The organism is Mesonia algae (assembly GCF_003253545.1).
GTDB lineage: Bacteria > Bacteroidota > Bacteroidia > Flavobacteriales > Flavobacteriaceae > Mesonia > Mesonia algae.
In genome coordinates this window covers 162,199-182,789 of sequence record NZ_QKYV01000003.1, presented here as the reverse complement: position 1 = coordinate 182,789, position 20,591 = coordinate 162,199, and the positions used below count along the sequence as shown (strand labels likewise).

Below are 20,591 nucleotides of genomic sequence, written 5' to 3'. Positions count from 1 at the left end.
TTTTACAGAGAATGATTTATCCGTTTTTTATTTAACAAATAGAGTTTACTTTCCATACTCTTAATGAGAAACGTGCTTTACTCTTTAGCATTGAAACAAAAAAACATTTAAATTTTTAAGAATCAATTAGTATTCTTTTTGATTAAACTTTCTGCTTTTTCTATACCTTAAGATAAAAGAAGCATTCTTATGAATTCATATACAGAAAAAGAAAACTATCAGGATGAGGGAATTTATATTCAAATGCCTGTAAAGATTAAATTGGAAGCTTTAGAGAAGGTTTTTCAGCAAAAAATGGTGGGCTACAAAATTCAAAAAGAAGAAGATGACTCTAAACAAATAGGAGAAATTCTTTCCGTTTTTTTAAGTCCGGGTACAGATGGCTATGATTTAAATATTCAGCAAGAAATTTTAATGAAAACGCTTTTATTCAGTAATAAAAAAGTGAAGTTCAATTTTCAGCTAAAGCTAAATTACAACGCTCACGAACAAGAATTAGTTGTAAGCGACTATAAAGCAGAAGGAGAGCATAAAACTTGGTTTACCAACCAGCTTTTAAATGTTATGCTAAATTCTATTTTTAGAAAAAAAATTCTTGGAAAGTCCAAAATTCTATTACTTCCAAAAATTGATGAGCTGCTCCTAAAAATGAATGAAAAACTAAAAAATATTGTTGAAGTAAAATCTGGGGTTCTATTGTTTGGGAAAGTTGATCAACTTAGAGTTCTTAATTTATATTTTAAAGAAAACTATCTTGTAGCGATCTTAAAACTAGAAGGAGCTTTAGCTGCTGAAATATCTCAACTAGAAATAGATACTATATAACCTTAAATACTTTTAATCAATCTTAATTTTATATTTATCTAAAAGAGATAAAACTTCTGGGGTAGAAAAAAGAGCACCATTTAATTGATTTTTTTCAGGATCAAAACTGTAATTTTTAGCGGTTTTAAAATCTGTTTTTTCTAGATTAGATCGAAAGAATATGCTTTCTTTTAAATCACTACTCTTAAAAGAAGCTTGTTCTAAATTACTCTCAGTAAAATCTACACTTTCTAATGCGCAAGCTTCAAAAACAGTTTTTTTGAGCTTCACAGCATAAAAAGAGCAATGACTTAAATTACATTCCTTAAACCTTACTGAAAATCCAAAAGTTTCACAGCTTTCAAAACGAAGCCCCAGCATTTTACATTCGATAAAAGCAATATCCTGAAAAGAGACTTTTTGTAGGTTAGCAGAACTCAAATTGCAATTGATAAACTCACACTCTAAAAAGTTAAAACCCGATAATTTTACATTAGAAAAATCGCAATTTTTAAAAGTGCAATATTCATAATCTCCAATATTAAGGGATTGTCGATTAAAATTTATATCTGTAAAAATTTTATCTTCAAAAGTCATAAGGTGTAATTTTAATATCGGGATTAATTTCTAAAATTCGCTTTATAAAAAAATCTTTGGCTTTTGGTGTTATATAGATTTCATTATAAATATCATACTTTATAATTAAACCTTTTTTAGCTGTTGCAGGTTTTAAACCAGACAACATAGTTTTTCCTACCATAATCTCCTTAATCTTTGTAACTGGGATAGATCCTTTCATAGGCCCACTTGTATACTCCAAATTTGAAGCAGTAAGTTTGTAATAGGTTCCAAAATAAATCCATAATAATATGGGGATAATCAATAGAATTACAATGTCTGTTATTCCAAAAGAATATTTATCAGTTAAAAAGGTATAAGTTTCCAAAGCTATCAATGCCGAAATGCTAATAATTGTAAATAGCTTAAACGGTATATCTTTTCTACTCTTAAACTTCATATTTTTTATCTAAATCTTAAACTTAGAAAATAAACACAAATTTATTCTTTCTATCTTTCCATTTATGATAAAAGAGTCAAATTTTAAAAATTACCTTTTTCAACAGTTTGAGTTGCAAGAAGAACATTGGCAAAAATTACAAGCTTTAGTGAAATATCAAAGATTTCAAAAAGGGGAGTTTTTACTCACAGCAGGCAGTATTTGTCAGCATTCATTTTTTGTAGAAAAAGGATTGTTACGTTTTTATTCTATTTCCGTTAACGGAAAAGAACATATCTTACAGTTTGCTCCCGAAAATTGGGTGGTAAGCGATAGAAGTAGTGTCTTTTTTGGAGAACCCTCGAGCTTTCACATAGACGCGGTAGAAGATACTACAGTGGTTATGTTAGATGAACGTTTTTTAAAAACCTTAGCGGAAGTAAATGTGAAATTCGCGAGTAATAACGAACTTCTACTTCAAAATCATATTCGGCATTTACACCAACGACTACACTCGTTGTTAGGGGAAAATGCAGAAGAAAGATATCTAAATTTTTTAAAATTGTATCCAGATGTAATGCAAAGAGTCCCCCAATGGATGATTGCTTCATATTTAGGAATAACCCCTGAAAGTTTAAGTAGGGTAAGAAAAAAATTGAGTAAAAACTAAAAAACGCTTCTTACCATAGATCAATGAAAACTTCTTATAGATGACATAATTTTGATAAGATTAAAAAATATTAATTATGAAAAATCAAAAAAATATCGAAATTATAGTGCCGCCAAGGCCACCACATTTTGTAGGAAACGGATTTAGAGTTCATAATTTTATTCCTAGTGCTTATCGGTTAGACATGCAGCGAATGAATCCGTTTATACTAATGGATTATAACTCTAAATTTTATTTTCCGCCAAGTGAATCTCCACGCGGAGTAGGTGTGCATCCTCATAAAGGTTTTGAAACTGTGACCATTGCCTACCATGGTAAAATTGCGCATCACGATAGCAGTGGTGGTGGAGGCGTTATACAAGAAGGTGGTGTGCAATGGATGACGGCAGCCTCAGGAATATTACATAAAGAATATCACGAAGAAGAATTTACTAAGCAAGGAGGTGACTTTCAAATGGTACAGTTGTGGGTTAATTTGCCTGCAAAAGACAAGAAATCTTCTCCAAAATATCAAGGTTTTGCAAGAAAAGATTTATCCAAACATCTGCTAAAAGATAATGCAGGAGAGATAGAGGTAATTGCAGGAAAATATAAAGACACTCTAGGAGCCGCTAGTACTTTTACGCCTCTTCATCTTATGAACGCAAAATTAAATGCAAACGCTTCCGCGGAATTTTCCTTTCCCGCTAATTACAATACTGCACTGTTGGTGATAGAAGGAAACGTAAAAGTTAATAATGAAGAAGTAGCTACAGATCATTTCGTGCTTTTTGAAAACAGCGGAGAAGATTTTGTTATAACCGCCATAGGTGAAGCTGTTGTATTAGTATTAAGCGGAGAACCAATAAATGAACCTATCGTAGCACAAGGTCCGTTTGTGATGAATACTTCTCAAGAAATTACACAAGCCATCCAAGAGTTTAGCGATGGGAAATTTGGAACCCTAAATGAATAATAAAATAAAATTAGATGAAAACGATAAAACATACCGCAGATACCAGAGGAGAAGCTAATCACGGTTGGCTAAAGAGTCACCATAGTTTTAGTTTTGCTAATTATTTTAACCAAGACCGCATGAATTTTGGAATGCTACGCGTATTAAACGACGATGAGGTAAGCGGCGGAAAAGGTTTTGGTAAACATCCGCATAAAAATATGGAGATTATTTCTATTCCACTTTCGGGAGATTTAGAACATCAAGATAGTATGGGAAATACTACGGTGATCAAAGAAGGTGATATACAAATAATGAGTGCTGGCACTGGCGTAAGGCATAGTGAATACAATAAAAATAAAGATCAAGCGGTAAAATTTTTGCAAATTTGGGTCATTCCAAACCAAGAGAATGTAGAGCCGAGGTATGACCAAATCTCCACTTTAGATTTAAAAAAAGAAAATGAATGGTATCAAGTATTATCTCCGCATAAAGAAGATCAAGGTGTTTGGATACACCAACAAGCTTATTTTTCTATGGGAGATTTTACGCAGCCCACATCTTTAACTTACAATTTAAAAGACTCTAAGAATGGAGTGTACATTTTCGTTCTAGAAGGAAATTTAAAAGTAGAGACTGAAGAATTAACGCGTAGAGATGCCCTAGGAATCTGGGATACGGATAGTGTCGAAGTAAAAGCCAAAGCTCATACAAAAGTTCTTCTTATGGAAATTCCTATGACTTAATTTTAGGCTGCAAAATCATAAATAATTCTCGATCTTGCCTTTGCGGAATTGAATTATAAGCTGTTTTAAATGTATGGATATCAAATAAAGGTTCAAAATAAGTAAGGTATTCTTTTTTACTTCCTCCATAAGGCGGATTTCCGTTGGGAAGTTCATCATCAAAAAGTAATCCTACAAGCTTGCCTTCTTTTTTAAGTAGTTTTTGCATTTTTTCAGCGTAAGCTTTACGGAAAGATTTGGGTAATGCACAAAAAAAGGTTTGCTCTAAGATAAGATCAAATTGCATTTCGAGTTCAAAAAAATCAATATGTAATAGTTGTTTTTCAGGAAAACTAGGAAGCCTCTTTTTAATATTCTGTAAAGGAGTTGCTGCAATATCTGCTACAAATACGTTTTTAAATCCGTTAAGAAAAAGGTACTCTGCTTCGTAAGCATTACCTGCACCGGGAATTAAAATTTTAATAGATTTATCTTCTAATTGATCAATGTATGCTTTAAGCGGACTCGATATTTCTCCTATATCCCAACCCGTTTGTAGGTTTTGGTAACGGTTTTCCCAATAGTTGCTCATGATTTGTATATATGGTTAGATAAGATAGTAATCTGTTTAAGATTATAACAAGATCTTAAGATAGACTTTGCAGCAAAATAGTTAATTTTCTTTAAAAATATCTATGAGTAGAGGGTTTGTAAGAGAAGAAGATCAAGAGGAGGCACCTTTAATTCCGCCAAGAGCAGCGCTACCATTGGGTGTAACAAATTACGTAACTCAATATGGTAAAGAAAAATTATTAGAAGAAAAGAGCGAATTAGAACAAAAAAGAGCCGCTATTGATCTTAAAGATGACCAAGCAAAACGAAGAGAACAAGCAGTAATTGATGGTAAACTTGCTTTGCTAAATGAGAGAATAAATTCTGCTAGAGTTATTAATTTATCTAATCAGCCTCAAGACGAGGTGAGATTTGGTAGTTATGTGGAATTTCAATTAAACGGTAAGTTACAGAGTTTTCAAATTGTAGGCGTTGATGAGGCGAACGTAAAAGAAAAGAAAATAAGTTTTACAGCACCTATAGCCAAAGCTTTAATGGGAGCAAAGCAAGGAGATGAAATTACGTTTAAATTAGGTTCAGAAACTAAAACGATTCAGGTTTTAGACATTAATTATTCATAATCTTCATGCATATTTGCATAAAATTTTTTTAATGGTAGTTAATAATTTAGAGCAAGGGTTTTTCGCGATAGGAATACAAAATGGTAAAACACCAGAAAACTTAGGGGTTTTATGGCGTTCTGCACAAAATCTAGGAGCAAGCTTTATTTTTACTATTGGTAATAGATATTCAAAACAGGCCAGTGATACCCATAAAGCTGTAGGAGCTATGCCTTATTTTCATTATGATACTTTTGATGATTTTTATGCGCATCTTCCTAAAAGCGCTTTATTAATTGGTGTGGAATTAACAGAAGATGCAGAACCATTAGAAACATTTAAACACCCCCGAAGAGGTGTTTATTTATTGGGGGCAGAAGACCATGGTTTATCTAACCAAGCCATTAAAAAATCTCACAAACTCATCAAATTTTCTTCTGCATTAAGCTTAAATGTTTCAGTAGCTGGCAGCATTGTCATGTATGATAGAAATACAAAAGGCACTGTAGTTTATTAATCTAATTTTTTCCTTATCTTCTCAATAGCATTTTGAATAGATTTTTCGGGTTCAATAATATTGCTAGATCCCCAAAAATTACTATCCCTAAAACCAGAAACATCATCGGCCATTACAATAGATGGTTTTATATAATTAGATTTTTTTAAATTGTTTTTAGTTGTTTCTTCTCTATTAGTAACTATCATTTCATTGTTTAAGATGAACCTAGAATTGAATAATTTTTTTTTCCAGTTTACTACAAATTCTAACATAGCACTGCTGTGACCGTAATACCATTTCCCGTTTTTTTCGAAATAATCTACTTTGTATTCAATTTGTTCGGGATAAACTTTTACGCTTCCAGGCTTTCTGTGCACAAACATTTTTGCAGCAAGTTTTCGGTTTTCAATATTTAATTTATAATTCGCTTTTAATAATGTTGAGGTGGCAGCATCAATATATAATGTACCACTGTACCAAGAATTATTTTTTACGTTTTCTTCAAAATTTATTTGATGAACATAACGATTATTAATGCTTGTAGGTTCATCTAAAGAAAATGTGTAATTAGAAAGTTGTTCATCTTCAAATAAAAATTCTGGATACTCCATTACATCTAAATACAAAGAACTATAAGGGCCGCCTCTCAATTTTAAAGCAAGCGTATCTAATCTTGAATAATCGGTGTTTTTTCGAGCTTTAAAAATTGAAACTCGATCTTTTTTATTAGAAGTGTAAGGCTCTTTATGAATTTTAACTACAGCTTCAGATAAAGACACATTTCTTCTTCCTATTTGAATGGTTTCTCTGTAAAACCCAGTCATTACCATAGAGTTGTCCATATAGTTTTCACCTCTTTTTGAAAAGCAATTTTTAACTAGCGAGAGTGCATCTTTAATTTGATAAAGATTGACTTCACTAAGTTTCTCTGAAGATTCTAGAAGTTCTATACGAGTTCTTTCTTCATTAAAATTTCTTAAATGAAGCGATTTATTTTCATAACCTAAATAAGAAATGGTAATAACTGCATTGGTAAGCTTTCGCGGAATTTTAAGCGTAAATTCTCCCTCTTTATTGGTTACCGTAGAAAAGTCGTGGTTTTTTACTTCAACTTTAGCAGCAGTAATAGGTTCTTCAGTAACCTCATTGATGACAAAACCTCGATACGATTTAAAATCTTCTTGAGCAGAAACAGTCATACTTAAAATGAAAATAAAGATGACTAAAATAGGAGTGTAAGGTTTTGTTTCCATAATGGTGTTTTTTAGAGGTGGGAGGTATACAAGATACTGAAAATTAATATCTTAAAAAAGTTAAATTTTCAGTAAGTAATCATTAACATATTAAAATTAAGTTTAGAATTAACTTAACACAGTAAAGCTTTCAAACGTTTTAAATTTGAAATAAAAACATGAATAAGGAAATTTTATTAAAAAATAGACCAGACGGAAAGCCATCAATATCAGATTTTGAGATTCGTGAAATTGATGAGCCACAACTGAATGATGGGGAAATATTAATAGAAGCCCAGTATATATCTGTAGATCCATATTTAAGAGGGAGAATGAAAGATCAAAAATCTTACATAGAACCTTTTAAGCTAGACGAACCAATGAGCTCTGCGCTTGTTGTAAAAGTAACCCAATCTAAAAATGACTCCTTTAGCGAGGGAGATTTTTTAATGGGTAACTTACCTTGGAAAAAGATTCAGACTTCTAACGGGGAAAACTTAAGAAAAGTAGACGCTAATCAAGCACCACTATCTGCTTATTTGGGTATTTTGGGAATGACAGGCTTAACCGCTTATTTTGGTCTAACCGATATTGGAGAGCCAAAAGAAGGAGAAACTATTGTTGTGAGTGGAGCCGCTGGAGCAGTAGGAAGTGTAGTAGGTCAAATCGCAAAAATTAAAGGCTTGAAAACTGTAGGAATAGCAGGTAGCGATGAAAAAGTGCAAATGCTTAAAGAAAAGTTTGGTTATGATGAAGCAGTAAATTACAAAACTACTCAAGATATGGCTAAAGCAATTAATGAAGGAGCGCCAAATGGAGTAGATGTATATTTTGATAATGTAGGAGGTGAAGTTTCAGATGGTGTTTTGGCTAATATCAATCACTTTGCTCGCGTAATAAATTGTGGAGCAATTTCTTTATATAATGAAACTGAAATGCCAACAGGACCAAGGGTAGAGCCAATTTTGGTAAAGAATAGCGCTAAGATGCAAGGTTTTATTGTTAGAAATTATCAAGATCAATTTCAAGATGGTATTAAGCAATTGGCTACTTGGCTTCAGGAAGATAAATTAAAGTTTGAAGAAACTATTGTAGAGGGATTTGAGAATACTCCGCAAGCATTCATAGATCTTTTTGATGGAAAAAATAAAGGTAAAATGGTAGTGAAAACTAGCTAAGCCTTCTAGTTTAAATAAATTTTAAAGCCTGTCCTCTTAATCTTAAAGACAGGCTTTTTATTTTAACATTTGTTACACAGCTTGGTAATGAATAAATAAAGAGTTTTGTAATAAAAACAAATGAATAAGTTCTATTCCCATCAAATAAAAAGTTCTAACGGTAAAACCATCGATTTTAAATCTTTTAAAAATAAAGTGGTTTTAATTGTAAATACGGCTACAGAATGCGGTTTAGCATCTCAATTTAAGGACTTAGAAGATCTTCATCAAAAATATAAAGACAGCGGATTGGTAATTATCGGTTTTCCTTGTAATCAATTTATGGGGCAAGAACCAGTAAATGATGACGACATGCAATCGGCTTGTGAGATGAACTTTGGTGTTACTTTTCCGTTAACGGAAAAAATAGATGTAAATGGAAAAAATACTCATCCTATTTTTAAATACCTTAAAAACAACCTAGGAGGATTTTTAGGAAGTAAAATTAAATGGAATTTCACTAAATTCTTAATAGATGCCAAGGGTAATCCTTATAAAAGATATGCCCCAACTACCAAGCCTCAAAGCATAGAAAATGACATCCAAAAGCTCCTTAAAATGTAGAAGTTTTATTTTTTAAAGTAACACATTGCTCGTATATTCGGCGTAAAATTGATTTATCGTGCTAAAAGCTGTGTTATTTGATATGGACGGGGTAATTGTAGATACAGAACCGCTTCATCATAAAGCCTATTTTGGAATGTTTGAACATTATCAAATAGATGTTTCAGAAAAACATTACCAAACCTTTACTGGACAATCTACCATTAATGTTTGTAGACAGTTGTGTGAGTATTTTAAATTACCTAATGATCCACAAGAATTAGTAGATAAAAAAAGATCTATTTTTAAAGAACTTTTTAAATCAGATCCAGATCTAGATTTAATTCACGGGGTGAGAGCGTTAATAGAAAATTATTACCAAGCAGGTCTTACTCTTGTGTTGGCTTCTTCAGCTTCTATGGGAACTATTAATAGCGTATTTGATCGTTTTGAATTAAATCAATATTTTGTTGATAAACTTAGTGGAGCCGATTTAAAAGCGTCTAAACCTCATCCCGAGATTTTTCAAAAAGCTGCTCAATCTTCAGGCTTTCCTGTAGAGAATTGCATGGTGATAGAGGATTCTACAAGTGGCATAAAAGCAGCAAAAGCAGCTAACATTTTTTGTGTAGCATTTAAAAGTCCGCATTCAAAAAATCAAGACTATTCTCAAGCAGATAAAATTATTACCCACTTTACGGAAATAAATTACCCTCAAATTAATCAATATTTTAACTAACCTAATAGAAGTATGAGAAACTTAAAATCCTATTTTTTCATTGTAACTGTATTGTGTTCTTTTATGACTTGGGCGCAAGTGCCAGAAGCAAAAGAAAACAATCAGCAAAATTTTGATGAGTTAATGTACCGTCAAGGTTCTGCTTTTAGAACGGCTTCGGGTAAACCGGGAGCAGAGTATTGGCAAAATAGTGCCGACTATCAAATAGAAGTAACCCTAGATGACAAAACCCATAAAATTACTGGGAATATTGAGATAGAGTACACCAATAACAGTCCAGAAACTTTAGACTTTATGTGGCTTTACTTAGAACAAAACAGGTTTACAGATTCTTCAAGAGGTACTTTAACTACACCTATGAGAGGAAATCGATACAATGGAGATGTAGAAGGAGGTTATACAGTTTCAAATTTTTCTGCAAAATCGGCTGGACAAACTTCTAACAAATACCTTATTAACGATACTAGAATGCAAGTTTTCTTTGATAAGCCTATTAAAGCTAATGGAGGGAAAGCAACTGTGAAAATGAATTTCTCTTATAAAATTCCTGTAGAAGGAATGGATCGTATGGGAAGACTAGATGTAGAACAAGGGACTATTTACGCTTTGGCACAATGGTTCCCTAAAGTAGCTGTGTTTGATGATGTAGTAGGTTGGAATACCGAGCCATATTTAGGAGCAGGGGAGTTTTACGTAGATTACGGAAATTACGATTATAAAGTTACCGCACCGTATAATCATACCGTTGTAGGTTCTGGTGAGCTTCAAAACCCTAAAGATGTTTTAACTAAAAAACAATTAGAAAGATGGGAAAAAGCTAAAGAAAGTAATGAAACCGTTTACATTGTAAAACCTAGTGAAGTAGGTGAGAGGTCTTCTAACGTTAAAAATAACGGAATGTTGACTTGGCACTTTAAAATGGAAAATACAAGAGACGTTGCTTTTGCATCTTCTCCAGCATTTATTTGGGATGCCGCAAAAATAAACTTATCGGAAGGAAAAACAGGATTGGCGCAGTCTGCCTATCCTAAAGAAAGTGATGGCGAAGAAGCTTGGACGAGATCTACCGAGTATTCTAAAGAATCTGTAGAGTTTTACTCTAAAAACTATTTTGAATATCCTTATACCAGTGCTGTAAATGTAGCTGCTGATATTGGAGGAATGGAATATCCTGGCTTAAACTTTTGTAGCTGGAAGAGCAAAGGAGCTTCTCTTTGGGGAGTAACAGATCACGAATTTGGTCATAACTGGTTCCCAATGATCGTAGGAAGTAATGAAAGAAGATATGCGTGGATGGATGAAGGTTTCAATACGTTCATCAATCATTACAGTACCTTGGCATTTAATAATGGAGAGTATCCTGCTTCTTTAGGAAATGTGAGAATGCTAAAAAGTTATTTAACTAGCGAAAATAGAGAAGGAATAGATAATTACCCAGATGTAACCAATTTAAGAAACTTAGGCTACACGGCATACTATAAGCCAGCTGCAGGTTTATTGATGTTGCGTGAATATATTATAGGGCCAGAACGTTTTGATTATGCTTTTAAATCATACATTAAAACTTGGGCATTTAAGCATCCACAACCTTCAGATTTTTTCAATCATATGGAAAACGCCACAGGAGAAAATCTTTCTTGGTTTTGGAAAGGATGGTTTTACGGAACAGAGAATATCGATATTGCTGTAAATGGAATAGAGAAAAATGAAAAAGGTTACCTCATTAAAATAGAAAAAGTAGAAGAAATTCCTGTGCCAGTAAGATTATTGGTAAAAATGAATGATGGATCTTCAGAAAAAATAAACCTTCCGGTGGAAATATGGCAACGTGGAGACACTTGGGAACATTTTATAGAAACCACAAAAGAAATTAAATCTGTAGAATTTGACCCAGAAAAAAAGCTGGCTGATGTTAACGGACAAAATGATATGTGGTCTAAAGAATAAGATCAACAGATAAATAAAAATTAAATGCCCAAATGAAAATTTGGGCATTTTTCGTATAAGATGTTAATGTTTTAAGAAAACATAATCCCCGCTTTTCAAAAAGTTAATTAAGAGTTAAATCATTGATTCTGAAAAACCTTTAGATTTTTCAGAACGTATATACCCACAAGTTTAACCAAATAAAATTAACTATGAAAAAAATTACATTTTTAGCTTTTATTGCGATAACAGCTATGTTTTCAAACCAAGAAGTCTTGGCACAAGTATCTAACGGTAACGATAGTGGGACTGGTAGTTTACGTCAAGAAATTATGGATGCTCAGCCAGGTGATGTGATCACTTTTGGCCTTTTAGTAGGAACAATAGATCTTGACAGTGAAATAACTATCGATAAAACCTTAACTATTAATGGGGGTACTCTAATCAACGTTGAAATTGATGCCGATAATACGGGCAGAATTTTTAATGTTACTGCAGGTACGGTAGATATTAATAATATAGATTTTGTTAATGGAGAGGAAATGGATGGAGGAGCAATCTACGTTTCAGGAGCTACAACCACATTAACATTAGATGATTGTAACTTTACAGATAATCAAGCTAACGGAACTTCTGGTTCTGGAGGAGCTATTTTTCTAGACGCAGGAGCAACACTAACTGTAAATGATTCAGATTTTACAGATAATATAGCGAATAGAGCAGGAGGAGCAATTGAAGATAATTCTGGTGCAGGATTAAACCTAACGCTCAATAATGTTACTTTTAATGGTAACAATGCAGGTGTGGTCCCAAATGCAACTGCTGCTCCAGGAAATGGAGGAGCTTTACACGTTACAGGAGCGGGTGATGTAAATATTACCGATGGTTCTGTAAATAACAACATAGCTGCCAGAGAAGGTGGTGGTCTTTGGAACGGAAGCGGGACCATGACAATTGACGGAGTAACGATTGACGGAAATACTGCTAGCGGTAATAACTCTGACCACGGTGGAGGAGGTATTTATAACCTTAGCGGAACCCTTACCATTTTAAATAATACTGTAATTTCTAACAATGTAGCCGATGGGACATCTGGTTCTGGTGGAGGAATTTTAAATGATAACGATGATAATGGTAATGGAGGAAATATTTCTATTTTAAATTCAGAAATTTCAGATAATATAGCCAATAGAGCAGGAGGAGGAATCGAAGATAACTCTGGTAGTGGTTTAATTGAGCTTGATAATGTTACCCTTAACGGAAACAATGCAGGAGTTGGTCCAGATGCAACTGCAGCTCCAGGAAATGGTGGTGGTTTACATGTAAGTGGATCAGGAAGTATTGATATTGTAGGCGGAACAGTAAACAACAATATGGCAGCTAGTGAAGGTGGAGGTCTTTGGAACGGATCAGGAATGATGAGTGTTGACGGAGTAACTATCGATGGGAATACTGCAAGCGGAAATGATTCAGACCATGGAGGTGGAGGAATCTATAACCTTAGCGGAACCCTTACCATTACTAACAATACTATGATTACTAATAATGTAGCTAATGGAATATCGGGTTCTGGTGGAGGAATTTTAAATGATGCTGGAGCGATGGTAAGTATTACGAATTCAGAAATTTCAGATAACGTGGCCAACAGAGCAGGAGGAGGAATCGAAGATAATTCTGGTACAGGTGTAGGAGTTTCATTAACGAACGTTACTTTAGACGGAAACAATGCTGGAGTCGCTCCAGGTGCTGTTGAGAATCCAGGGAGCGGTGGAGCAATACACGTTTCAGGCGCTGGAGATGTAAATATCGACGGAGGTACAATAACCAATAATATGGCTGCTTTTCAAGGTGGTGGATTATGGAACGGTACGGGAACTATGAATCTTGACGGAGTAATTGTTGATGCCAATACTGCTGAAGGAGACGCTGCTACAACTGGTGGTGGTGGAGTTTACAATCAAGGAGGAATTGTAAATATCATGGATGATTCAGAAATTACCAATAATTCGGCTACAGGAACTTCTGGTTCTGGAGGAGGTGTTTTATCTCTTGCCGGTACCATCATTATAGATGAATCTATTTTAGATAGTAATTCTGCAAACAGAGCAGGTGGAGCTATAGAAGTTATTGATGGAACAGTGATAATTACAGATTCAGAATTAACGAATAACGATGTAAATGGTTTAGCAGGAACAGCAAATCCAGGAAATGGAGGAGCAGTACATATTTCAGCTGCTACACAATTCAGTATAGATATGTCTTTAGTTTCAGGTAATTCTGCTGCAAATGAAGGTGGTGGTCTTTGGAATCAAGTAGGAGCAACCATGAATATTTCTAGAACAACTATAGATGATAACTTGTCTGATGGTGACGGTGGAGGAATCTACAACAACGGAGGTATAACGAATATCGAAACTTCAACAATTTCTAATAATTCAGCTACCAACGGTGTTGGAGGAGGATTATCTAATGATATGGGAACTGCAAATATTATGACAAGTACTTTTGCTTCAAACTCTGCAAGTGCAGATGGTGGTGGAATTTCAAATAATGATGTGATGTCAATTAACGCGTCCACGATAGCGTTTAATACAGCAACCAATACTGGTGGAGGTATTTCTGCATTGACAGCAGTAGATATAAAAAATACAATAGTTTCAGATAATACTTCAGTAATGGGTAATGATGTTACAGGCACGTTTACATCTCAAGATTATAATCTAATAGGTAATGATGATGAATCTACGTTTGTAGACCAGGCTAATGATTTAATAGATGTTTCTCCAATGTTATCTACGCTACAAGATAATGGTGGTGAAACCATGACTATTGCTCTAATGAGTGGAAGTCCAGCAGTTGATGCAGGTGATTCAACAGATATGTTTAACGATCAACGTAACTATGTTATTGATGGAACAAGAGACATTGGAGCTTTTGAATTTGGAGGTGTTTTAACTGTAGATGAAACAAGACAAATAGATATTAGTTCTATTTACCCTAACCCATCTCAAGGAAATGTAAACATCGAAATTGATCCTAGTATCACAAATCATATTCAGGTAAACGTATATAATATTTCAGGAAGATTAGTATATCAAAATACGATTACAGCAGGAGCAAGTCAATTAGATTTATCGGCAATGTCTTCTGGAGTATATCTTTTAAAAGTATCAACTTCAAGCCAATCTAAGACACATAAATTGGTAATAAGATAATTAGGGATTAGTTTATCATTTAAAAAGACCGCTAAAAAAGCGGTCTTTTTTTATGTTTAAAATTGGGATCTCCTAAATTAACTTACCTTTGCAATTCAAATAAAAATTATGGCACACAAGGCAGGCTTTGTAAATATTGTAGGAAACCCCAACGTAGGGAAATCTACCCTAATGAATGCGTTTGTAGGAGAGCGCTTATCTATTATAACGAGTAAAGCTCAAACGACAAGACACCGTATTTTGGGGATTGTTAATGGAGAAGATTTTCAGGTGGTTTTAAGTGATACCCCAGGAATAATCAAGCCAGCATATGAGCTTCAGGCTTCGATGATGGATTTTGTTAAATCTGCTTTTGAAGATGCCGATGTACTTATCTATTTAGTAGAATTAGGTGAGAAAGATTTAAAAGATGAATCTTTTTTCGAAAAAATTACTTCAGCTAAGATACCAGTTTTATTGTTGCTGAATAAAGTAGATAAAGGGAATCAGCAACTCGTAGAAGAACAAGTAGACCTATGGAAAGCTCGAGTTCCCAATGCAGAGATTTTTGCTATTTCAGCTTTAGAAAATTTTGGTGTGCCAGAAGTTTTTAATCGTATTTTAGAATTACTTCCAGATTCTCCTCCATTTTATGATAAAGAGGCTTTAACAGATAAACCAGAACGATTTTTTGTTAATGAAATTATTAGAGAGAAAATTTTATTACATTATAAAAAAGAGATTCCATATAGCGTAGAGATCGATACTGAAGAGTTTTTTGAAGAAGAAAATATCATTCGCATGCGAAGTGTGATCATGGTAGAGCGAGAAACTCAAAAAGGAATTATTATTGGTCATAAAGGAAGCGCACTTAAAAGAGTAGGGGTAGAGGCTAGAAAAGATTTAGAGAAGTTTTTCGGGAAGCAAGTTCACGTAGAATTATATGTGAAGGTGAATAAAAACTGGAGAAGCGACCAAAAACAATTAAAACGTTTTGGATACAATAACAAATAATTATTTCAATATGCGTCGAGTTTTATTTCTTTTCTGCTTAGTTGTTGGTATATATTCTTGTAAAGAAGAAAAAAATCAATTAAAAGATATGCTAGACCCTACTTATGTAGACCATCAAGTAGAACATGCATTTGTAGATATGAGTAGAAAATTTAATGAAAGTGCTAATAGAGAAATAGTATTGGTAGATTCATTACATCAAGAAATAAAAAATGTTCAAAATGATTCTATAATTAAAAGAGCTAATCAGTTATTTTCAGCATTTAAAAATATAAATACTCAAGTTGAAAAGTCGTTAGAAACCATTAGCGTTCTTCAATCTCAAGAAGAAATGAAAGCTGAATTAGTTCAACTTCAAAAGCCTTTATTAGAATTTAAAAAAGTTTTGAGTAATCAAAATAGTGAAATTACGAGAGGAGAATTAGAAAATTTAACTATAGATAATTCTCAAGAAGATATAAAAGAATCGAAAATGTCTAAATTATATTACTTAAGATTTAAACTCGTTAAAATCACAAAAGATGTTCTCACTGCAGAACTTAAAAACACTTCACGTTAATAATTAAAAGTCAAAGGTATACTTTATAGGATTTAACATGTACTTTTGCAGCCTAAAAGAAAGATTATGGGAAATATAGTAGCCATTGTAGGAAGACCAAATGTAGGAAAATCTACTTTTTTTAATAGATTAATTCAAAGAAGAGAAGCTATAGTTGATGCTGTGAGTGGTGTAACTAGAGACCGTCATTATGGGAAATCTGACTGGAATGGTAGAGAGTTTTCAGTAATTGATACTGGAGGTTATGCTATTGGTAGTGATGATGCATTTGAAGCAGAAATAGATAAACAAGTAGTATTGGCTATAGACGAGGCCGATGTTATTATTTTTATGGTAGATGTAGAAAGCGGAATTAGTCCTATGGATGAAGACGTTGCTCAACTATTGAGAAAAGTAAAAAAGCCTGTATTCTTAGCAGTTAATAAGGTAGATAATGGTGCACGTACAGAGCAAGCTATGGAGTTTTATTCTCTTGGTTTGGGAGAGTATTACACCATTGCTGGAATAAATGGTAGCGGTACTGGAGATTTATTAGATGCCGTAGTTGAAGCTTTACCAGAAAAAGAAGAAGTAGAAGAAGATGAATTACCAAGATTTGCCGTTGTAGGTAGACCAAATGCAGGAAAATCTTCTTTTATCAATGCATTAATTGGGGAAGAACGTTACATTGTTACCGATATTGCAGGAACGACTAGAGACTCAATAGATACTAAATATAACCGATTCGGGTTTGAGTTTAACTTGGTAGATACTGCAGGAATTCGTCGAAAAACCAAAGTAAAAGAAGATATTGAGTTTTACTCGGTAATGCGAAGCGTTCGAGCAATAGAACATGCCGATGTTTGTTTGCTTGTCGTAGATGCTACACGTGGATTTGACGGACAGGTACAAAACATCTTTTGGTTAGCGCAACGTAACCGAAAAGGAGTTGTGATTTTAGTGAATAAATGGGATTTGTTAGAAAAAGAAACCAATACCATGAAAGAGTTTGAAGCTAAAATTAGAAGAGAAATAGAACCTTTTACAGATGTGCCTATTGTTTTCATCTCTGTACTTAACAAACAACGTATTTTTAAAGCGATAGAAACAGCTGTTGAGGTATATAAGAATAGAAGTAAGAAAATCAAGACTAGCGTGCTTAATGATACTTTACTTCCGTTAATAGAAAATTATCCGCCGCCGGCTTATAAAGGTAAATATGTAAAGATTAAATTTATTACTCAGTTGCCAACACCGCAACCTCAATTTGCATTTTTTTGTAATTTACCCCAATACGTTAGAGATCCTTACAAACGCTTTTTAGAAAATAAATTAAGAGAAAAATTTGACTTTAATGGAGTTCCAATTTCTGTTTATATGAGAAAGAAGTAAGATTTTATATTTAATTAAATTTATACAAAGGAGATAAGTAGCATTACTTATCTCCTTTTTTATTGTAGTAAAAATTAATTTTTAAGAAAATTTCAACTAGTCAATGAAACTTTTAAGCTTTTTTTAAGTCTATTAGAAGAAGACTAACGGTTAAAACACAATCTATGCTATTTAAAAATGTTCTCACTCAGTTTTTTTTGCTGGGTTTTTTATTCATTTTCGCTTCCGCGGAAGCACAAGACTACAAGATTCAAGGAAAAATTATTGATAGTGAAAACGTCGCATTAGAGTCGGCTACTATTTATGTAGAGTCTGTAAAAGACAGTACACTGGTAGATTATACTATATCTGATGTTGATGGAAATTTTATAGTTGAAGGTTCTACAGATGTAGATGAAGTGAATCTTTTTATATCTTTTACAGGATTTCAAACCTATAAAAAACGCTATCAACTTTCACAAAATAGAACCATAAATACAGGAACCATTACCTTACAGTTGGCCGACAATACATTAGGTGAAGTGGTCGTGCAAGGAACAAAAGCTCCAGTTTCTATTAAAACCGATACCTTAGAATTTAATGCAGCCTCTTTTAAAACCAAAGCAGATGCTAACTTAGAAGAAGTGCTCAAAAAATTACCCGGTGTGGCGGTAGATAAAGATGGTGCGATTACTGTTAATGGTAAGCCGGTTTCTAGAATTTTAGTAAACGGAAAAGAGTTTTTTGGTGATGATCCTAAAATTGCCACCAAAAATTTACCTAAAGAAATTATCAATAAAATTCAGGTGGTAGATACTAAAACAAAATCAGAAGAATTTACGGGAAAAGAGGGAGATTCAGAAAATAAAACGATTAACATTACCATAGACGAAGATAAAAACAAAGGTTATTTTGCTCGTCTTACTGCCGGTGGAGGAACCGATGAACGCTACGAACTTAGCGGAATAGGTAATTATTTTAAAGACGATTTAAGAGTTAGTGTATTGGCAAGTTCAAACAATATCAACTCTTCAGGTTTTACGTTCGATGAGGTCTTTGATGCTATGGGAAGAAATGCGTACGCTATCACGAGAAATAGTAACGGTAACTTTAGCATTAACGGTAATAGCTTTGGTTCTGGTGGAGGAGGAATCACCAAATCTGATAATGGCGGAGTGAGTTTTGTGAACGAATGGAGCGATGAGACAGAGCTTTCAGCTAATTACTTTTTTAATCGTGGTGATACTAAAACTAGAACCGAGGTTGAAAGAGAAAACATTCTTCCAGATAGAACTTATTTTAATAATTCTACTTCTTCTTCCGACAGGAAAAATGATAACCACAGAGCTCGTTTTGGATTCGAATTTGAGCCCGATACGCTTACGCGGATTTCTTTTCGTCCTAATATCACAGTAAATGACGGTTTTGTAAAAAGTAATTCTAATACCAGCTCTTTTGAGGAGGATGGAACTCCTATTAACACCGCAGAAACCGAACAATATACGGAGCTGTTGAGTACTAATTTCTCTAACAATTTAAATGTTTCTCGAAAGTTTGGAACTAAAGGTGGTTTTGTAAGTCTTGGTTTTGATAATACTAATAATACATCAGAAGAAGAGAATGTTTATTTTTCATCAAGAGAGATTTATGATGATGCAGGTAATTTAACCGATACCGATATTCAGGATCAATTCATCAATCAAAATACTAGAAAGGATGAATATAGTATAAGCGCGAACACAAGACTTCCGTTAAGTGAAAAATTATCTTTAGATATTTCTTATAGTTATACCAAATCTAATGATGAAAGTGAGCGTTTAATTTATGAGAAAAATGACCTTACGGGAGAATATGATGTACTCGTAGATACGTTAAGTAATGATTTTAATTCAGAAACTTTTAACCATAGACCTAATATTGGTTTAGTCTATAGAGATGATAAATTAAGAGCAAGTATATCGGGAGGTTTGGAAAATGTAAGATTAAAAAATGAAGATTTATTTACTGAAACTTCTTTTGATAATACGTATAATAATTTTTATTCGAGAGCATATTTTAGATATAAATTAAACAAAACTAAATCGATTTATTTCAATTATAGAAACTCAAGAAACGTTCCTTCTATTACTCAGTTGCAGCCTGTAACGAATACTACAAACCCATTAAATATTGTCACAGGGAATCCTAATTTAGATCCTTCTTTACAGCACAATATTTATATGAATTTTAATAACTATGACTTTAAATCTCGCTCTGGGTTTTATGCATATTTGGGAGGAGATCTAACGAATGATCAAGTAGTCTCTATCACCACGACCAACCAAGATTTGGTAAGAACAACTTCATACACAAATGTAGATGGCGCTTATAGTTTATTTGCAGGAGCAAGCTTAGATAAAACCATAACCTTAGAGAGTAAGAACACGATTAAAATTGATGCAGGGATTTATGGTAATATGAGCAAAGATTTAGGTTTTTCTAACGGAGTTAAATTCGATTCTAATCGTTACAGTGTGAGTCCTAATTTAGGAGTACAATATGATATAGTAGATATTTTAACCATCGAGCCTTCTTATGATATTAGTTTTATAAATGCTAAATACAGTTTAAATAATACGAGAGACCAAAATTATGTAAACCATAATGTGGGATTAGAACTTACTTCTTACTGGCCTAAAAACTTTGTTTTTGGAAACGATATATCTTATCAACATTTAGGAAATATAGCACCAGGTTTTAAAAATGATTTTGTATTGTGGAACATGAGTTTAGGATATAAAATTATGGGAGATGATGGGATTTTTAAAGTAAAGGTATTTGATGTCTTAGATCAAAATATTTCTACCAGTAGAACCACAGGAGATGACTTTGTACAGGATACCCAACAATTGGTATTAGAGCAGTATGTGATGTTTAGCTTTACCTATAAACTAAGTAAGTTTGGAGGTAAAGACCCAAATAAAAGAAGAGGTAGAAGACGTTAACCTATATTGATCAACATAAAAATCCCCAATTA

Annotated in this window: 19 protein-coding genes; 15 read left to right on the top strand and 4 right to left on the bottom strand. The window is 33.3% G+C overall.

What is annotated here, in order from left to right; translation table 11 throughout:
- Positions 1-189: 189 nt before the first annotated feature.
- Positions 190-825 (top strand): DUF4403 family protein, encoded by a 636-nt coding sequence (locus LX95_RS06130; protein WP_111540561.1) that lies wholly within the window; start codon positions 190-192, stop codon positions 823-825.
- A gap of 12 nt (positions 826-837) precedes the next feature.
- Here the strand turns inward: LX95_RS06130 and LX95_RS06125 are convergent, their stop codons facing one another.
- On the bottom strand, positions 838-1,401 hold the full coding sequence (locus LX95_RS06125) for a pentapeptide repeat-containing protein (protein WP_111540560.1): 564 nt from the start codon (positions 1,399-1,401) through the stop codon (positions 838-840).
- Positions 1,391-1,822, bottom strand: coding sequence for a PH domain-containing protein (locus LX95_RS06120; protein WP_111540559.1), 432 nt, complete (start codon positions 1,820-1,822; stop codon positions 1,391-1,393). Before LX95_RS06120 ends, LX95_RS06125 begins: the two co-directional genes overlap by 11 nt.
- A 64-nt stretch (positions 1,823-1,886) precedes the next feature.
- On the opposite strand from LX95_RS06120, the gene LX95_RS06115 reads away from it, so the two are divergent.
- The 3 genes from LX95_RS06115 to LX95_RS06105 all read left to right on the top strand — a co-directional run bounded on the left by LX95_RS06115 (position 1,887) and on the right by LX95_RS06105 (position 4,151).
- Complete coding sequence (locus LX95_RS06115; protein ID WP_111540558.1) at positions 1,887-2,471, top strand: Crp/Fnr family transcriptional regulator; 585 nt, start codon at positions 1,887-1,889, stop codon at positions 2,469-2,471.
- Between the two features lie 76 nt (positions 2,472-2,547).
- Positions 2,548-3,426, top strand: coding sequence for a pirin family protein (locus LX95_RS06110; protein ID WP_111540557.1), 879 nt, complete (start codon positions 2,548-2,550; stop codon positions 3,424-3,426).
- A gap of 14 nt (positions 3,427-3,440) precedes the next feature.
- Positions 3,441-4,151: a pirin family protein gene (locus LX95_RS06105; protein ID WP_111540556.1), complete on the top strand. Its 711-nt coding sequence runs from the start codon at positions 3,441-3,443 to the stop codon at positions 4,149-4,151.
- Here LX95_RS06105 and LX95_RS06100 read toward each other — a convergent pair.
- The gene (locus tag LX95_RS06100; protein ID WP_111540555.1) at positions 4,141-4,722 is read right to left on the bottom strand and encodes a methyltransferase domain-containing protein; all 582 of its coding nucleotides are present in this window, start codon (positions 4,720-4,722) and stop codon (positions 4,141-4,143) included. The genes LX95_RS06105 and LX95_RS06100 overlap by 11 nt on opposite strands.
- A gap of 103 nt (positions 4,723-4,825) precedes the next feature.
- Here LX95_RS06100 and LX95_RS06095 point away from each other — a divergent pair, with 103 nt between their 5' ends.
- Positions 4,826-5,323 (top strand): GreA/GreB family elongation factor, encoded by a 498-nt coding sequence (locus LX95_RS06095; RefSeq protein ID WP_111540554.1) that lies wholly within the window; start codon positions 4,826-4,828, stop codon positions 5,321-5,323.
- Between the two features lie 31 nt (positions 5,324-5,354).
- Entirely contained in the window at positions 5,355-5,819 is a 465-nt protein-coding gene (locus LX95_RS06090) for an RNA methyltransferase (protein WP_111540553.1), read from the top strand.
- Here LX95_RS06090 and LX95_RS06085 read toward each other — a convergent pair.
- Entirely contained in the window at positions 5,816-7,054 is a 1,239-nt protein-coding gene (locus tag LX95_RS06085) for a carboxypeptidase-like regulatory domain-containing protein (protein WP_245924731.1), read from the bottom strand. The two genes, LX95_RS06090 and LX95_RS06085, sit on opposite strands and share 4 nt — an antisense overlap.
- 158 nt (positions 7,055-7,212) lie before the next feature.
- Here LX95_RS06085 and LX95_RS06080 point away from each other — a divergent pair, with 158 nt between their 5' ends.
- The 9 genes from LX95_RS06080 (at position 7,213) to LX95_RS06040 (ending at position 20,559) form a co-directional block, all read left to right on the top strand.
- Positions 7,213-8,211, top strand: a complete 999-nt coding sequence (locus tag LX95_RS06080; RefSeq protein WP_111540552.1) for an NADP-dependent oxidoreductase — start codon at positions 7,213-7,215, stop codon at positions 8,209-8,211.
- Positions 8,212-8,331: 120 nt separating this feature from the next.
- Positions 8,332-8,814 (top strand): glutathione peroxidase, encoded by a 483-nt coding sequence (locus tag LX95_RS06075; RefSeq protein WP_111540551.1) that lies wholly within the window; start codon positions 8,332-8,334, stop codon positions 8,812-8,814.
- A 58-nt stretch (positions 8,815-8,872) separates the two neighbouring features.
- Positions 8,873-9,532, top strand: a complete 660-nt coding sequence (locus LX95_RS06070; RefSeq protein WP_211307645.1) for an HAD family hydrolase — start codon at positions 8,873-8,875, stop codon at positions 9,530-9,532.
- A 12-nt stretch (positions 9,533-9,544) separates the two neighbouring features.
- Complete coding sequence (locus tag LX95_RS06065) at positions 9,545-11,479, top strand: M1 family metallopeptidase (protein ID WP_111540549.1); 1,935 nt, start codon at positions 9,545-9,547, stop codon at positions 11,477-11,479.
- Positions 11,480-11,670: 191 nt separating this feature from the next.
- Positions 11,671-14,673, top strand: a complete 3,003-nt coding sequence (locus tag LX95_RS06060; protein ID WP_111540548.1) for a beta strand repeat-containing protein — start codon at positions 11,671-11,673, stop codon at positions 14,671-14,673.
- A 108-nt stretch (positions 14,674-14,781) separates the two neighbouring features.
- Positions 14,782-15,666: a GTPase Era gene (gene era, locus LX95_RS06055; RefSeq protein ID WP_111540547.1), complete on the top strand. Its 885-nt coding sequence runs from the start codon at positions 14,782-14,784 to the stop codon at positions 15,664-15,666.
- Positions 15,647-16,225 (top strand): hypothetical protein, encoded by a 579-nt coding sequence (locus tag LX95_RS06050; RefSeq protein WP_111540546.1) that lies wholly within the window; start codon positions 15,647-15,649, stop codon positions 16,223-16,225. The genes era and LX95_RS06050 overlap by 20 nt, the downstream gene beginning before the upstream one ends.
- A 66-nt stretch (positions 16,226-16,291) precedes the next feature.
- Complete coding sequence (der, locus tag LX95_RS06045) at positions 16,292-17,596, top strand: ribosome biogenesis GTPase Der (protein WP_111540545.1); 1,305 nt, start codon at positions 16,292-16,294, stop codon at positions 17,594-17,596.
- Positions 17,597-17,760: 164 nt separating this feature from the next.
- A complete protein-coding gene (locus tag LX95_RS06040) occupies positions 17,761-20,559 on the top strand; it encodes an outer membrane beta-barrel protein (RefSeq protein ID WP_111540544.1) in 2,799 nt (932 codons plus the stop codon).
- The last annotated feature ends 32 nt before the right edge of the window (positions 20,560-20,591 follow it).

What these genes read in the sequence shown, in the direction of transcription:
- LX95_RS06130 (WP_111540561.1), top strand. Translation starts at nt 190, where the DNA reads ATGAATTCATATACAGAAAAAGAAAACTATCAGGATGAGGGAATTTAT.
- LX95_RS06125 (WP_111540560.1), bottom strand. Translation starts at nt 1,401, where the DNA reads ATGACTTTTGAAGATAAAATTTTTACAGATATAAATTTTAATCGACAA.
- LX95_RS06120 (WP_111540559.1), bottom strand. Translation starts at nt 1,822, where the DNA reads ATGAAGTTTAAGAGTAGAAAAGATATACCGTTTAAGCTATTTACAATT.
- LX95_RS06115 (WP_111540558.1), top strand. Translation starts at nt 1,887, where the DNA reads ATGATAAAAGAGTCAAATTTTAAAAATTACCTTTTTCAACAGTTTGAG.
- LX95_RS06110 (WP_111540557.1), top strand. Translation starts at nt 2,548, where the DNA reads ATGAAAAATCAAAAAAATATCGAAATTATAGTGCCGCCAAGGCCACCA.
- LX95_RS06105 (WP_111540556.1), top strand. Translation starts at nt 3,441, where the DNA reads ATGAAAACGATAAAACATACCGCAGATACCAGAGGAGAAGCTAATCAC.
- LX95_RS06100 (WP_111540555.1), bottom strand. Translation starts at nt 4,722, where the DNA reads ATGAGCAACTATTGGGAAAACCGTTACCAAAACCTACAAACGGGTTGG.
- LX95_RS06095 (WP_111540554.1), top strand. Translation starts at nt 4,826, where the DNA reads ATGAGTAGAGGGTTTGTAAGAGAAGAAGATCAAGAGGAGGCACCTTTA.
- LX95_RS06090 (WP_111540553.1), top strand. Translation starts at nt 5,355, where the DNA reads ATGGTAGTTAATAATTTAGAGCAAGGGTTTTTCGCGATAGGAATACAA.
- LX95_RS06085 (WP_245924731.1), bottom strand. Translation starts at nt 7,054, where the DNA reads ATGGAAACAAAACCTTACACTCCTATTTTAGTCATCTTTATTTTCATT.
- LX95_RS06080 (WP_111540552.1), top strand. Translation starts at nt 7,213, where the DNA reads ATGAATAAGGAAATTTTATTAAAAAATAGACCAGACGGAAAGCCATCA.
- LX95_RS06075 (WP_111540551.1), top strand. Translation starts at nt 8,332, where the DNA reads ATGAATAAGTTCTATTCCCATCAAATAAAAAGTTCTAACGGTAAAACC.
- LX95_RS06065 (WP_111540549.1), top strand. Translation starts at nt 9,545, where the DNA reads ATGAGAAACTTAAAATCCTATTTTTTCATTGTAACTGTATTGTGTTCT.
- LX95_RS06060 (WP_111540548.1), top strand. Translation starts at nt 11,671, where the DNA reads ATGAAAAAAATTACATTTTTAGCTTTTATTGCGATAACAGCTATGTTT.
- era (WP_111540547.1), top strand. Translation starts at nt 14,782, where the DNA reads ATGGCACACAAGGCAGGCTTTGTAAATATTGTAGGAAACCCCAACGTA.
- der (WP_111540545.1), top strand. Translation starts at nt 16,292, where the DNA reads ATGGGAAATATAGTAGCCATTGTAGGAAGACCAAATGTAGGAAAATCT.
- LX95_RS06040 (WP_111540544.1), top strand. Translation starts at nt 17,761, where the DNA reads ATGCTATTTAAAAATGTTCTCACTCAGTTTTTTTTGCTGGGTTTTTTA.